The organism is Methylobacterium sp. ap11, assembly GCF_900110515.1.
In the GTDB taxonomy this organism is placed as follows: domain Bacteria; phylum Pseudomonadota; class Alphaproteobacteria; order Rhizobiales; family Beijerinckiaceae; genus Methylobacterium; species Methylobacterium ajmalii.
Genome location: NZ_FOEB01000022.1, coordinates 1 through 13553, shown reverse-complemented (window position 1 = coordinate 13553; position 13553 = coordinate 1). Strand labels below are relative to the sequence as shown.

Below are 13553 nucleotides of genomic sequence, written 5' to 3'. Positions count from 1 at the left end.
CCCGGGCGGCGCGCCCGTCAGGATGCCACGGCCCCCGCCCGCGCGGGGGCGCCACGCCCGGACCTGCCGAAGGGCGCGAGAGGCCCACCGATGCGTTTTGCCCATTTCTTCGTCGACCGGCCGATCTTCGCCTCGGTGACCTCGATCGTCATCCTGATCATCGGCTACGTCTCGTACATCTCGCTGCCGGTCTCGCAGTACCCCGAGATCGTGCCGCCGACGGTCGTCGTGCGCGCCTCCTATCCGGGCGCCAACGCCGAGACCGTGGCGGCCACCATCGCGACGCCGATCGAGCAGGAGATCAACGGCGTCGACAACATGCTGTACATGTCGTCGCTGTCGACCAACGACGGCAACATGCAACTGACCGTCACCTTCGCGCTCGGCACCAACCTCGACATCGCCAACGTGCTGGTCCAGAACCGGCTCTCTGTCGCCCAGCCGCGCCTGCCCGGCGACGTGCGCAACCTCGGCGTCACGGTCCGCAAATCCTCGCCCGACCTGATGATGGTCGTGCACGTGCTCTCGCCCGACGGCACCTTCGACCAGAACTATCTGGCCAACTACATCTATCTTCGCCTGCGCGATCCGCTGCTGCGCCTCAACGGCGTCGGCGACATCACGGTGTTCGGCGGCTCGGAATACGCGCTGCGGCTGTGGATCGACCCGAACAAGCTCGCCTCCTACCAGCTCTCGACCACCGACGTGATCAACGCGCTGCAGGAGCAGAACGTCCAGGTCGCGTCGGGCGCGCTCGGCGCGCCGCCGGCCCCGGCGAGCCAGGCGTTCCAGCTCACGGTGCAGACGCAAGGCCGGTTCCAGGATCCGAGCGAGTTCCGCAAGGTGATCGTCAAGGCGTCCGACGGGCGCCTGGTGCGGATCTCCGACGTCGCCCGGGTCGAGCTCGGCCAGAAGGACTACACGACGAAGTCGTTCCTCAACGGCCAGCCGGCGATCGGCATCGGCGTGTTCCAGCGTCCCGGCACCAACGCGCTCGAGGCGGCCGAGCAGGTCCAGGCCTTGATGAAGACGCTGGCCAAGGACTTCCCGCCCGGCCTCGAGTTCAAGATCGCCTACAACCCGACCGAGTTCATCGCGGAATCGGTGCACGAGGTCTACAAGACGCTCGGCGAGGCGGTCATCCTCGTCGTCGTCGTCATCCTGATCTTCCTGCAGAGCTGGCGCACCGCGATCATCCCGATCATCGCGATCCCGGTGTCGCTCGTCGGCACCTTCGCGGTGATGGCGCTGCTCGGCTTCTCGCTCAACAACCTGACGCTGTTCGGCCTCGTGCTCGCCATCGGCATCGTCGTCGATGACGCGATCGTGGTGGTGGAGAACGTCGAGCGCAACATGGCCGAGGGGCTCTCCCCCGGCGAGGCGGCCCACAAGACCATGGACGAGGTCGGCGGCGCGGTCGTCGCCATCGCGCTCGTTCTGTCGGCGGTGTTCATCCCGACCGCCTTCATCCCGGGCATCTCGGGCCAGTTCTACCGGCAGTTCGCGCTCACCATCGCGGCCTCGACCATCATCTCGATGTTCAACTCGCTGACGCTGTCGCCGGCGCTCTGCAAGCTGCTGCTGAAGCCCCATTCCGAGCACCACCGGCCGCGCTTCTTCCTCGCCCGGTTCGGGTCGTGGGCGGCCAACACCTTCAACCGGGCCTTCGACGCCACCGCCAACGGCTACGCGGCAGCGATCCGGTTCCTCACCGGGCGGCTGGTGCCGCTGCTCGCCATGCTGCTGCTCTATGCCGGCGTGATCTACGGCGTGCTGCACCTCGTGCGCACCACGCCGACGGGCTTCATCCCGCTCCAGGACCAGGGCTACCTGCTCGTCGTGGTGCAGCTGCCGCCGGGCTCGTCGCTCGAGCGCACCACCGCGGTGGTGCAGGAGGTGTCGCGCCGCTCCCTCGACATCGACGGCGTCGGCAACACCGTCGTCATCGCCGGCTTCGACGGCGCCACCTTCACCAACACCACCAACGGCGCGGTGATGTTCCTGCCGCTGAAGCCCTTCAAGGAGCGCCTGGAGAAGGGCCTCACGGCGAACAAGATCCTGCAGGCCGTGCTGGCCAAGACCGCGCCGATGCAGGAGGCCCGCATCATCGCGATCCCGCCGCCGCCGGTGCGGGGTCTGGGCAACGCCGGCGGCTTCAAGATGCAGGTCCAGAGCCGCGAGGGCTCGGACATCGCCCGCCTGCTCCAGGTCTCGGGCGACCTCATCGGCGCGGCCAACCGCGACCCGGCGCTGACCCGCGTCTTCACCACCTTCGGCAACGACACGCCGCAGATCTACCTCGACATCGACCGCACGGTGGCGCGGATGCTGAACGTGCCGCTCGCCAACGTCTTCTCGACGCTGCAGGTCAACCTCGGCGGCGCCTACGTCAACGACTTCAACACCTTCGGGCGCATCTACCAGGTCCGGGCCCAGGCCGACGCCAAGTACCGGATGGAGAAGGAGGACATCGAGCGGCTCAAGGTGCGCTCCTCCACCGGTGCGCTGGTGCCGATGGGCACGCTCGCCAGCATCCGCGACATCGCCGGGCCCCAGATCGTCCAGCGCTACAACCTGTACTACTCGCTCCCGGTGCAGGGCGATTCGCGGCCCGGCGTGTCCTCGGGCCAGTCGCTCGACGCGATGGAAAAGCTCGCCCGCCAGACCCTGCCGGACGGCATGAGCTTCGAGTGGACCGAGATCGCGTTCCAGGAAAAGGCGGTCGGCAACACGGCGATCTACGTCTTCGCGCTCGGCGTGCTGCTGGTCTTCCTGGTGCTCGCCGCGCAGTACGAATCCTGGGCGCTGCCCCTCTCGATCCTGCTGGTGGTGCCGACCGGCGTGCTCGCGGCCTTGGCCGGCGTGCAGTTCCGGGGCCAGGACAACAACATCCTGACCCAGATCGGCCTCATCGTGCTCATCGGTCTGGCGGCCAAGAACGCGATCCTGATCGTCGAGTTCGCCCACCAGATCGAGGAGAGCGAGCGCCGGGGGCCCGTCGCGGCGGCCGTCGAGGCCTGCCGGCTCCGCCTGCGGCCGATCCTGATGACCGCCTTCGCGTTCATCCTCGGCGTGGTGCCGCTCGCCTTCGCCACCGGTCCGGGCGCCGAGATGCGCCAGGCGCTCGGCACCGCGGTGCTGTTCGGCATGCTGGGCGCCACGATCTTCGGCCTGTTCCTGACTCCGGTCTTCTACGTCGTGATCCGCAACATCCTGATCCGAATCAATCGCTGGCGCGGCGTCGAGGAGCATCCCGGCGAGCCCGAGCCGGCGCGGTGACCGGATCCACGTCCTGACGCGGATCGACGCCCCCGGACGGCACCGTCCGGGGGCGTCGTCGTCTCGGGTGCGGCATCGCCGCCCCCGAACCGCCAGCCCGGTTTCCGCATTGCCGGCCTGATTCGAGGTTCGGGAGGTGCGCGTGGCACGGGTGGCGGTGGTGACGGGCGGCACGGCGGGGATCGGTCTGGCGACCGCCCACGCATTCGCCAGGGACGGGTGGTCGGTCGGGATCGTCGCCCGCGACGAGGGCCGCCTGCGCGATGCCGAAGCGGCCCTGCGCCGGCACGGCGGCGCGGTCCTGGCGATCTCCGCCGACGTCGCCGACGTGGACGCGGTGAACGATGCCGCCGACCGGTTCGAGGCCGAGCTCGGGCCGATCGACACCTGGGTCAACAACGCGATGTCGTCGATCGTCGCGCCCGCCCCCGAGATCACCCCCGAGGAGTGGCGGCGGGTCACCGAGACCACCTATCTCAGCCATGTCTGGGGCACGCTCGCGGCGCTGCGCCACATGCGCGGGCGCAACCGCGGCACCATCGTGCAGGTCAGCTCGGGCCTGGGGCTTCGCGCGATGCCGCTGCAGGTGCCCTACTGCGCCGCCAAGCACGCGGTGACCGGCTTCACCGACGGCCTGCGCTCCGAGTTCCTGCACGAGGGCGTCGAGATCAACCTGACGGTCGTCTACCTGCCGGCGGTGAACACGCCGCAATTCGGCTGGGCCCGCACCCGCACGGGCGCCGAGCAGGACATCCCGGCCCCCGTCTTCGACCCGCGGCTCTGCGCCGACGCGATCCGGTTCGCGGCCGACCACCGCCGCCGCGACATCTATGTCGGCCGGTCGACCGTGCAGATGGGCCTGATGCAGGTGGTCTCGCCGGCCCTCTCGGACCGGTTCATGGCGCGCGGCTGGGACGCGCAGATCGGCGAGGCGGCCCCCGACAAGCCCGGCAACCTGTTCGCGCCGGCGCCCGGTCCGGCCGCGATCGACGGAAAGTTCGGCGACAAGACCACGCCGACCCGCAGCGAGTTCGTCACCGACCGCCAGCGCGACGTCCTCGTCGCCGGCCTCGCGGCGCTCGCCGTCGGGGGCGTGGCGGCCCTCGCCCTCGGGGCCGGGGCGGCGCGCCGCTTCGGGCGCCGCCGCCGCCGGCTCCTGCCGCGGGTGTTCTGACGCGGCGCCCCCGCGTCGACGGTCCGGCGCGCTCGCCCTATCTCCCGCGACATCCTCAGCTTCGCCCCGATAGGTCTCGCGTGCCCGGTTACCTGCCCTTCGCGGGCGCCCTCAAGCTTCCCAGCTTCGTCTGCGACAATTGCGGCTTCTGGCAGCGCCACTTCGCGGCGCCGCCGAGCTGCCCATTATGCCTCGACGCCCGCCACGTCGTGCCCCAGGACGGCTGGCGCTTCCGCGACGTGGCGGAGGCCCAAGCCTCGTTCCCGTGCCACTGGGAGGAGGTCGAGGCGGGCGTGTGGAAGTTCTGGAACGAGCCGGTCACCGGCATCGGGCCGAGCGCCTACCTGATCGTCACGCCGGACGGCAACATGGGCTTCGAGGGCTGCCCGGTCTTCAGCGAGGCGGCGCTCGACCACATCGAATCCCTCGGGGGCATGACGATCCTGTCGGCCTCGCACCCGCACAGCTACGGCGCGTTGCCCCAGCTTCAGGACCGCTTCGACCCCGAGCTCTGCCTACCCGCCGCCGACTTCACCTGGAGCGCGGCGCTCCAGGTCTCCTGGCCGTACGACGACGTGCTGGAACCGCTGCCGGGACTGACCCTGCATCGCACCGCCGGCCATTTCGACGGCCACGCCGTGCTGCACGACCGCGCCCGCGGCATCGTGTTCTGCGGCGACGCGCTGAAGTTCGAGCTGAACCCGGACAACCGGCGCGAGGCCCTGACCATCTCGGCCCACAAGGCCTTCGTGCGCGGCGTGCCGCTGACCCACGCGGAACTCACCCGCTACCGCGCGGTCTTCGCAGCGCTCGACTTCCACCAGACCTGGACGCCCTTCGAGCAGGCGGCGAATGTCGGCCGGGCGGAGGTTCTGGCGCTGATCGACGCGATGCTGGCCGGGCGGCCGCACGCCTACCCGGTGCCGGTCTCCGACCTGCGCTGACGGCCGGTCAGAGCCCGAACTGCGCCCCGGTATCCCCCGGGGTGACCAGGCTGCGGGCGCGGCTGCGCGACGGCAGGAAGGGAAGGGCGGCGCAGGTGGCGCCGACGCTGTCGCACAGCCGCTCGACCGCCCGCACGATGTCCGGCGGGCCGGCGACGTGGACCGTGTCGCTGCCGCGCAGGGTCGGCAGGTGGGCGGTCACGGGCCCGTGGCGCACGTCGGCTTGGCCGCGGCGGTCGCGGCTCGCGGCGAGCGTGATCTGCTGCACGCCGGTGGCGCGCAGCCAGTCGAGGCCGGGACGCATGTAGAGGTCGTCGGCATCGGCCGCACCGGCCACCACCACCATCTCGCGGGCGATCTCGCGGTGGCGCGCCGCGCGGGCGATCGCCCAGATCGGCGCGAAGCCGGTCTCGGCCGAAACCAGGATCAGGCGGCCGGGCCCGGGACGGTACGGGATGCCGCCGGCCGGGCCCTTGATGCGCACGACGTGGCCGGGCTGCACCGCCTCGCCGAGGGCGGGGCCGAGCGCGCCGGCGTCGCGGCGCAGGTGGAAGACGAGCTCGTTGAGCTCGGTGTTGCCGTCGATGCGCTGGGTCGGGCAGTAGGGTCGCGCCGGCACCCCCGCGAAGGCGACCTCGACTGCCTGGCCGGGCGCCACGTCGAGATCGCGCGAGACCGTGACCACCACCTCGACCACCGCGCCCGAGAGCGGGGTGACGGACAGCAGCGTGCCGGCGCGCTTCACCGTGCGCAGCACCGCGAGCGGCGAGGGGGCGGGGCCGGGCCGAGTCGCGGCGCCGTCGCCGAGGCGGGGCCGGGCGCGGCTGGTGTTGCGCAGGCGCGGCAGGGCGTCCGTAAGCTGCGCGTCCTGGATCACCCCGTCGCGGCCGGCCGCCACGTTGCGGGGCAAAGCGGCATCGAGGGGCGTGTCGCCGGTCGCCACACGGACGGGCTTGCCGTTGACGACGAGCGAGCAGCGGGGGCTCATGGCCGTCTCCGTGCGACTGCGGGGTCCCGCGATCTCGGGTCGATGAGGGGGGCGCCTCACCGGGAGGCGAACAGCAGGCGCTCGACCAGGGAGGCCCAGCGGTCGCGGTCGGCCCGCAGGTCGTCCTGGATCGTGTCGTCCTGGGCCTGCTGGGTGGTGAGCGCCGCGACCTGCGCCCGCAGCTCGGCGGCCGCCTCGCGCTCGGAGCGGATCACCGCCTTCATCACCTGGTTCTCGGCCTCGAGCTGGGCGACCAGCTCGTCGAGGTCCTCCTCGGGCGCCTCGTCGGGCTCGGGCAGCCGGTAAGGCCGGGGGCCGAGCCAGCCCGGCGGGAGCAGCAGGCGCCGCACCAGATCGAAATCCGGGCCGCCCCGCTCCTGGCCCGCGATGTTCAACGCCGCCTCGCCCATCGCCGACACTCCACCCCTCGCCCAAGCCGTCCGGACCGCGCCCCGATGGACGCGCCGCTGCCGATCACGGCTCGGCAAACCATGCCGGCAACATGGTTAAGGAGCCTTTAATCCCATGCGTCGCATCCGCCCGATTGACCGGGCCCGGCCTCCGACACACTCTCGCCGCGGATCACGGGGACGGGCACCGATTCGCCCGTTCCGAACCGACGGAGATCGCGATGCTGGACGGACGACGGGTGCTGATCGTCGAGGACGAGGCGCTGGTCGCCCTGGAGCTGACCGAGATCGTCACCGGCGCGAACGCCCACGCCGTCGGCCCGGCCCGCACCAACCGCGAGGCCCTGGCGCTGATCGACCTCGAGGCGATCGACGTCGCGATCCTCGACCTCAACCTCGCCGACGGCGAGGCGACGCCCACCGCCGAGGGCCTGATCGCCAAGGGCATCCCGGTCCTGATCTGCACCGGCGGTGTGCTGCCGCGCGCGATGCGGCTCCTGTGGCCGGACCTGCCGATGCTGAGAAAACCCCTGAACCCGGAGCGCCTGGTCGAGGCCCTGGGGGCGCTGTGCGGGGAACTCACCGGGGGCGAGCGGGTCTAGGGGGAGGCCCGGGGCGGATCCGGGCGATCGGCGTGACGATCGACCCGGACGACGGGATCCGGGGCGTGCCGGGGTTACGGTGCGTCGCGTCCGTGCCCCGCTGGCCGCCCCACCGATCCACGTCGGACGGACCTGAGCAAACGGGATGTCGTTTCGGGAATCGGGCCAGTCAGCGCACGGGCCCGAACTGCGACGGCCTCGGCGACTGATCTGTCGTCATGGGGACCGCCCTGGACTGGCGGTTGGCGGAGAGAGAGAGAGGGACGATACGCTCAAGGTCGCTTAAGCCCTTGCAGCATTGAGAACGCTACGCTTTTTCTCCGAGAATTGGAGGGCACATTGGGGGATTGAGTGGGGGACACCGTGCATCTGAGCCCCCGTCCATGCCCTCTCCCAAGAAGCTCGGCACGCACCTCGAATGGCATGGCAACCACATCCGTGTCGTCAACCGTGTGCCGCCTTCCATGGTGGCGAAGGTCGGGAAGACGAAGCTCAAGGAGGTGCTGAGCACCGTGGATCCGCTTGAGGCTGGGCGGGAGAAAGTGGACAGGATCGCGAGCGGGGAAGCTGAGAAGACCTAGGAGCAAATCCGGCGCAGTTCACGGCTCTAAGTTGTGCTCCTGCCCCAATTGCAATCACCACACCAGATGCTAATCGCTTGACAGTTATATGAAAAATCCAAGCCAATCATTGTGAGAGTATCAGTTTTCCGCTATGGCGGCCATCAAATTTTGTTGATACCTACGTTTAGTTCTTCTTTTTTGTGTGTCGACGGTCGGCTGGCTGTAAGGACCGCGGGCCAGTAAATTGCGATTTCAGCAACGGAGTCGCCGATTGCCGAAATCGTCTTGTCGCTTACATTGCCACTTTCGGAGGGAAGCTAGCCTCCGGCGGTGGGAGGAATCATGAGCGGCAGCTTACGTCTTACGAGCTTCGATCAGGTGGAGCTTACCGACCCTTTTTTTGACAGCTTAAAGGCTCAGTATGGTGAGTTCACCGATTGGTTTGAAAGAAAATCTGCGGCGAAGGAGGCGGTATACGTTGTTAATGATGATGTGGAGAGCCGTATTCGTGGATTTGTCTATCTCAAGCTTGAAGAAGGAGTCATTGATGATGTCGACCCTCCATTGCCAGCCGCGCGCAGATTGAAGGTTGGAACTCTCAAGAATGAAGCACGAGGCACGAAGTTAGGCGAACGTATCATCAAGAAAGTTTTCGATCACGCATTTGCGGAGGATGTGGAAGAAATATACGTTACCGTTTTTGATACCCATATCGGACTTATAAGACTTTTTGAGAAGTACGGCTTTGTGGAGCGCGCATCAAAGACGACACCAAACGGTCAAGAAATTGTCCTAGTCCGATCTCTTGAGCAGGATGGTGACAATATTATAACTAATTATCCTCTGATTAATACAGAAGGAAGCGATTTCTTTCTACTGTCGATATATCCTGAGTATCACACAAAATTATTCCCCGACTCGATCCTAATGACCGAAGGAGCGCACATTGTAGAGGATCTGTCACATACGAATACGATACATAAAGTTTATATTGGAGGCTGTCCGCTCACAATGATGGATGAGGGAGACATCGTGGTTATATATCGAACCACCGATATTCCGAAAAAGGCGTTTCATCGATCGGTAGTTACATCGGTTTGTGTTGTTGAAGAAACTCGCACGAGAAGCGACTTTGCGACCGAGGACGGTTTCATCAGATATTGCTCACCACACAGCGTCTTCAGTGAGGATGAATTAAAAGAATTTTACCGAGATAAAAATAAGAGGGTTTACGTTGCAAAGCTCTTATATAATGCAGCGCTACCCAAGCGACCTAACAGGGCGAAGCTGTTATCTGACATAGGCATGACCGACCCACCTCGCTTCGATCTTCGCCGCATCTCTCGGGAAGAATTTGACGGCATCGTTGAACACGGCGAGTTAAACCCGCGCCTTGTTTTGTAATGACACACACCAAGGCGCCGAATAGGTAAGATTTTAACAATCCTACGAATCACAAACCCTGTGGGTACATGATTCGTAGGATCATACTTCAATCCTTTGGAGCATAGGAGTCTATATCTATTTTGGAGAATGAATATGGGAATTCACGAGAGGTTTGATACGGAGTTGCATCTTTCGGCTCCTTATGATCCTGATGCAACTATTTCAAAGTTGCGAGACCATTTCCCACACCTTGAGGTCAAGTCGCGCTGTCGATTTCGGTTGGCTCCCAGCCTTATTCCGGTCATTCAGGCGCACGCCAAGGAAACGACTATTCGGTACTCCCGCGATGCCGTGGAGTACCCGACTACGTGCGATCTTCCTGCTTATGCCGATCCAAGTGGGAATGACGAAGATTTATTTCATATCGGAAGTTTCAAAATCGTAAAAGTAAAATACAAGGTATTTGGAGCCCTTGACGATGAAGATGCAAACCGAGACGGCTTCAAAAATATTCATGAGTTGAAATCAGCGCTATGCCAATTTTATGGTGAGATAGCCGATTCGGAGGTTGTCACTATCTTCTCGATACGGCTTGAGGATGGTTCATCCAAGACCTATTAGCGTGATGTTAGTCAGCGCCCCGTCCTCGCTTTGCTGCTAAAACTCAGGTGGTGGCCGATGGCAGGCCACTGCCCATGAGTTATAAAACAACCAAACGACCATATACAGGAACCGTAAGCCCTCCCCCGGACTCCTCACTCTCTGCTGACCCAGCACCAGCCGGGGGACAGCCCGCGCCTACCCGCCTCATAGCTCAAGAAACCCCACCTCACCACGTAGGGTGCCCACAGCGCCACAAAGCGAGTCGCTGACGGCGTTTTCAAGCTTGGCGGGCAGCCTGCCTGTGGGCAGGAGGGGCGCTGTACGGCCTCGTGAAGCGATTTTAGGGGGCTGCGGTCAGCGCCGGAAAGCTGAACCCATTCTGAACGGGGTGGTTCAGGCTGCATCGGGGTCACGGTGGCATGGTCCGGGCTCCAGCAACGGCGCCGATACGCGCACAGGGAGCTTCCGCATGCCCATCATGCCCTTCATCCATGATGCCCTCTACATCGGCGGCTTTGCCGGCCTTGTCCTCGTAGCGCGGCAGGCGCTCGGGCGGTACGATCTCAGACTGTCCGGCCTACCCGGAGTCGAACGTCTACGCCGGCCTTTCGGGCGTGGTGCTGCGATCCGCGAACGGCCTTGGTTCACGTCGGCACGCACCAGCGGCAACACCGCCTTCGACGCGTGGCGCGATGGCGAGATCAGCCGTATCGAGGCGCAACGCCACGCTCTCGAAATCCGTCGCCAGGATTTTCATAGCTTCATCGACAAGCTGAAGTGCGCCGAGGATCGTGCCACCTTCGAGCGCTTTGTGGCGGAACATCCCAATGGACCGGGGTCGGTGATCGATATCGCCGGAACTGCCGAGCACCAAGACCGCCGGCCCGGCTAGCAGCCCGCATCACAGCAGAGAGGCCGGTGCAGTCAGAGGTACCGGCTTCCCGGGCTACACCCACGAGAAACACCGCTCCCTGCCTGGATAGGCATCCTCTCAGCCTGCGGCGCTGCCTGTCTCGGCCCGCTGAGTTCCAGCGCTGACGGCGGCGGTCAGGACGGCTGAGGTGCAGGCGGCGGGGTGAAGGGTGAGGGCACTCGTCTCGGGCGTGATACGCCTCAGGCAGAATGCCCTTCCACGATTGCGGCCATCGAAACGGCTCTAACAGCCTGCCGCATCACGTGTGGGACACATGCGGGGGACACTTTAGGGGACAACCCCGGAAGCGTAACCGCTAAATCTCTGATATGATGAGATAATTCAGACCAGCAAAATGCTGGCGGAGAGAGAGGGATGAGCCGACACCGGTCCTTTCCTCCACTCCATCAATGGCCTCGCTTCCGACGAAATGGGGTAACACCGTGGGGGCTCCCGTCAAGCAGGGTTGCTCGCCTACACGACCCCCGCGCCCTGCTGATGCCGGTTCGAGCCGTCGTCGGTGCCCCGCACGATTTTTATGGACACCGTTCGGGCTCCTACCGGATAAGTACCCCCAGGCACGTTGGTGCCTCGGCCCCTGGCGGGGGATGACGTTCATCAGCAGGACTAAATAGACCGTCTGTGCATCCGCGGCGCAGACGTTCTCTGCTGACGTTCCAATTCCTTTCGACCTGCGAGGTGCCGCCACGCCTCGCGGGTTTTTGTTTATCTATATTGGAACAGTCAGCGTTATGGTCCTCTACGAACTCAACACCCCGGCAGGGTCCGGGAAGACGCGCGCCTGCGCGCGCTACGCCGACCGGCTCGCCCGCGGCGGGCAGAAGGTGCTCTTCGTCCAGCCGACCAAGCATCTCATCACCAAAACCGTCGCCGAGGAGCTTCAGCCGCTCGACCCGACGTACCCGGTGCGCGCGATCCATAGCGACACCTGCTCCAAGGCGTCCGTGGTCGCCGAGGCTGTCGCTCACTTCAAGAACGCCACCGCGGACCAGGGCGAGGTCCTCTTCCTCACGCACGCCTGCTTCCTGCGGCTCTCCTACATCGAGCGCAAGCGTGACTGGTTCCTTGTCATGGACGAGGTCCCGCAGGTGGATCAGTTCGAGGAGTTGCGCCTGCCCGATACGCACCACCTCATCACTCCCCACCTTGAGATCGTGCCGGCCGGTGCGGTTTATGCGCGGCTCGTCACTCCCGAGGACGCCCTCGCGGCCCAGGAGGACGCCCGATGAGCCTGAAGAAGATCGCCCGCAACCCGCATCGCGACGCGCTGTACGACGTGGTCGGGCCACTCGCTCACCGCGTCACCTCGGCCCATTATGAGGTCTGGGCGGATCAGAGCCAGTACGAGCGGCTGATCCGGGGCGAGACTGAAGGAACGCTCCGTACCTACTCGTTGCTCAAACCCTCAGCCTTCCAGGGGTTTAAAGGCGTGCTGGTCGCCTCGGCGTGCATGCCCGACACGATGTTCTACCGCCTCTTCACGGCCCAGGGCATCGTCTTCGAGCCGGCTGCGAGCCTCGCCCGAGACCTGCGCTACCACACCCACGAGCATGGGGAGCGCATCATCATCCTCTACGCGGGCGAGGAGCCTTGGTCGAAGCGCTACCGTGATCGCAAGCTCGACGGGCAGGACGCAACGGTCCTCGATCAGATCCAGGCCGCCGTGGGCGACCTCGTCGGCGACGAACCGTTCGTCTGGATGGGCAACACCGACCTGAGCGATGGCTTCTTCGCCCAGCCCGGGGCCGCTCGGCTGCCCAACACCCCGCACGGCCTGAACAGCTACCAGGGCTACCACAACGTGGTGGTGCTCTCGGCCCTCAACCCGCCGCCGGCCCACTTCGGCTTCATGGAGGGGCGTGGCATCAACGGCGAGGAGATGCGCACCGCCCACTACCGCACGGCGGTCTATCAGGCGGTGATGCGGATCTCGATCCGGAACCCGGCCGACGCCACGCCGAAGCGCGTCGTCGCGATGGACCGCGACACGGCCGAGTGGCTGGCCGGCCTCTTCCCCGGAGCCAAGGTCGAGCCGCTGCCCGGCATGGGGCTGGTGCCCCGCAAGGGCAAGGCCGGACGCCCGCGCAAGCACGCGAGTGACGCCGTCAAGACCAAGGAGAACAGGGATAAGAAGAAGCGCGAGCTACTCGCGCAACTCGACCTGATCAACGGCACGTCACTGGTGACGGGCCGCTACCCCTTCTTCGGCCAAGAGGTCCGGGAATCGATGCGCGAGTTCGTGTGTAACGAAAACACTTTAAAGGAAAGGGATATCGTTACACCGAAGACGGCACCGCAGACCTGCGGCACCGCCTTCGGCTCGATCTTCGATCGGTCTCCCCTCGATCACGTGGACCACGAGGACGACGACTCCTTCGTCGCCGGCCTGCGGGCTCTGCATCAGCGGGTGGTCGCCAAGGAAGACGCCGGGGTGTTCGCGCCAGCCCACTTCGACCCGAACAAGGCGGCCGAGACCGCGCGCGGGCTCGACAACGTCACCCACCTGCGCGGGATCTGGCTCGACAACGACGGAGGCGACCTGAGCCACAACGAGTTCGCCGCCCTATTCCCGTACCTGCGCGTGGTGGTCTGGAACACCGCGTCCGCGACGGCGGAGAAGCCCCGCTGGCGCGCCTTCGTCCCGACAACCCACGCGATGAGCATGGACGT

The 13553-nt window shown here is 65.6% G+C and carries 12 protein-coding genes; 10 read left to right on the top strand and 2 right to left on the bottom strand.

The window, feature by feature from the left end; all coding sequences use genetic code 11:
• The first annotated feature begins 90 nt into the window (after positions 1–90).
• The 3 genes from BMX97_RS24500 (at position 91) to BMX97_RS24490 (ending at position 5397) form a co-directional block, all read left to right on the top strand.
• Entirely contained in the window at positions 91–3279 is a 3189-nt protein-coding gene (locus BMX97_RS24500) for an efflux RND transporter permease subunit (RefSeq protein ID WP_091753826.1), read from the top strand.
• A gap of 142 nt (positions 3280–3421) precedes the next feature.
• Positions 3422–4453 (top strand): SDR family oxidoreductase, encoded by a 1032-nt coding sequence (locus tag BMX97_RS24495; protein WP_091753825.1) that lies wholly within the window; start codon positions 3422–3424, stop codon positions 4451–4453.
• 80 nt (positions 4454–4533) lie between these two features.
• Positions 4534–5397, top strand: coding sequence for an MBL fold metallo-hydrolase (locus BMX97_RS24490; RefSeq protein ID WP_091753824.1), 864 nt, complete (start codon positions 4534–4536; stop codon positions 5395–5397).
• Positions 5398–5404: 7 nt separating this feature from the next.
• On the opposite strand, the gene BMX97_RS24485 is transcribed toward BMX97_RS24490, so the two are convergent.
• Together BMX97_RS24485 and BMX97_RS24480 are read right to left on the bottom strand one after the other, a co-directional pair.
• Positions 5405–6385: a ferredoxin reductase domain-containing protein gene (locus BMX97_RS24485; protein WP_091753823.1), complete on the bottom strand. Its 981-nt coding sequence runs from the start codon at positions 6383–6385 to the stop codon at positions 5405–5407.
• Positions 6386–6441: 56 nt separating this feature from the next.
• Positions 6442–6795 carry a hypothetical protein gene (locus BMX97_RS24480; protein ID WP_060849606.1) on the bottom strand — a complete coding sequence of 118 codons (354 nt, stop codon included), beginning with the start codon at positions 6793–6795 and terminating at the stop codon, positions 6442–6444.
• A 221-nt stretch (positions 6796–7016) separates the two neighbouring features.
• Here BMX97_RS24480 and BMX97_RS24475 point away from each other — a divergent pair, with 221 nt between their 5' ends.
• The 7 genes from BMX97_RS24475 to BMX97_RS24450 all read left to right on the top strand — a co-directional run.
• A complete protein-coding gene (locus tag BMX97_RS24475) occupies positions 7017–7397 on the top strand; it encodes a response regulator (protein WP_060848952.1) in 381 nt (126 codons plus the stop codon).
• Between the two features lie 383 nt (positions 7398–7780).
• Positions 7781–7978 (top strand): hypothetical protein, encoded by a 198-nt coding sequence (locus tag BMX97_RS24470; protein WP_091753822.1) that lies wholly within the window; start codon positions 7781–7783, stop codon positions 7976–7978.
• Positions 7979–8302: 324 nt separating this feature from the next.
• On the top strand, positions 8303–9364 hold the full coding sequence (locus BMX97_RS24465; RefSeq protein WP_091753821.1) for a GNAT family N-acetyltransferase: 1062 nt from the start codon (positions 8303–8305) through the stop codon (positions 9362–9364).
• 135 nt (positions 9365–9499) lie between these two features.
• A complete protein-coding gene (locus tag BMX97_RS32355) occupies positions 9500–9967 on the top strand; it encodes an ASCH domain-containing protein (RefSeq protein ID WP_143074711.1) in 468 nt (155 codons plus the stop codon).
• 451 nt (positions 9968–10418) lie between these two features.
• Positions 10419–10841 (top strand): DUF2852 domain-containing protein, encoded by a 423-nt coding sequence (locus BMX97_RS24460; protein WP_091753820.1) that lies wholly within the window; start codon positions 10419–10421, stop codon positions 10839–10841.
• A gap of 773 nt (positions 10842–11614) precedes the next feature.
• Positions 11615–12112 carry a DEAD/DEAH box helicase family protein gene (locus tag BMX97_RS24455; RefSeq protein ID WP_091753819.1) on the top strand — a complete coding sequence of 166 codons (498 nt, stop codon included), beginning with the start codon at positions 11615–11617 and terminating at the stop codon, positions 12110–12112.
• On the top strand, positions 12109–13553 hold a 1445-nt coding region (locus BMX97_RS24450), incomplete at its 3' end, for a hypothetical protein (protein ID WP_210187673.1). The genes BMX97_RS24455 and BMX97_RS24450, both read left to right, overlap by 4 nt.

What these genes read in the sequence shown, in the direction of transcription:
- BMX97_RS24500 (WP_091753826.1), top strand. Translation starts at nt 91, where the DNA reads ATGCGTTTTGCCCATTTCTTCGTCGACCGGCCGATCTTCGCCTCGGTG.
- BMX97_RS24485 (WP_091753823.1), bottom strand. Translation starts at nt 6,385, where the DNA reads ATGAGCCCCCGCTGCTCGCTCGTCGTCAACGGCAAGCCCGTCCGTGTG.
- BMX97_RS24480 (WP_060849606.1), bottom strand. Translation starts at nt 6,795, where the DNA reads ATGGGCGAGGCGGCGTTGAACATCGCGGGCCAGGAGCGGGGCGGCCCG.
- BMX97_RS24475 (WP_060848952.1), top strand. Translation starts at nt 7,017, where the DNA reads ATGCTGGACGGACGACGGGTGCTGATCGTCGAGGACGAGGCGCTGGTC.
- BMX97_RS24470 (WP_091753822.1), top strand. Translation starts at nt 7,781, where the DNA reads ATGCCCTCTCCCAAGAAGCTCGGCACGCACCTCGAATGGCATGGCAAC.
- BMX97_RS24465 (WP_091753821.1), top strand. Translation starts at nt 8,303, where the DNA reads ATGAGCGGCAGCTTACGTCTTACGAGCTTCGATCAGGTGGAGCTTACC.
- BMX97_RS32355 (WP_143074711.1), top strand. Translation starts at nt 9,500, where the DNA reads ATGGGAATTCACGAGAGGTTTGATACGGAGTTGCATCTTTCGGCTCCT.
- BMX97_RS24460 (WP_091753820.1), top strand. Translation starts at nt 10,419, where the DNA reads ATGCCCATCATGCCCTTCATCCATGATGCCCTCTACATCGGCGGCTTT.
- BMX97_RS24455 (WP_091753819.1), top strand. Translation starts at nt 11,615, where the DNA reads ATGGTCCTCTACGAACTCAACACCCCGGCAGGGTCCGGGAAGACGCGC.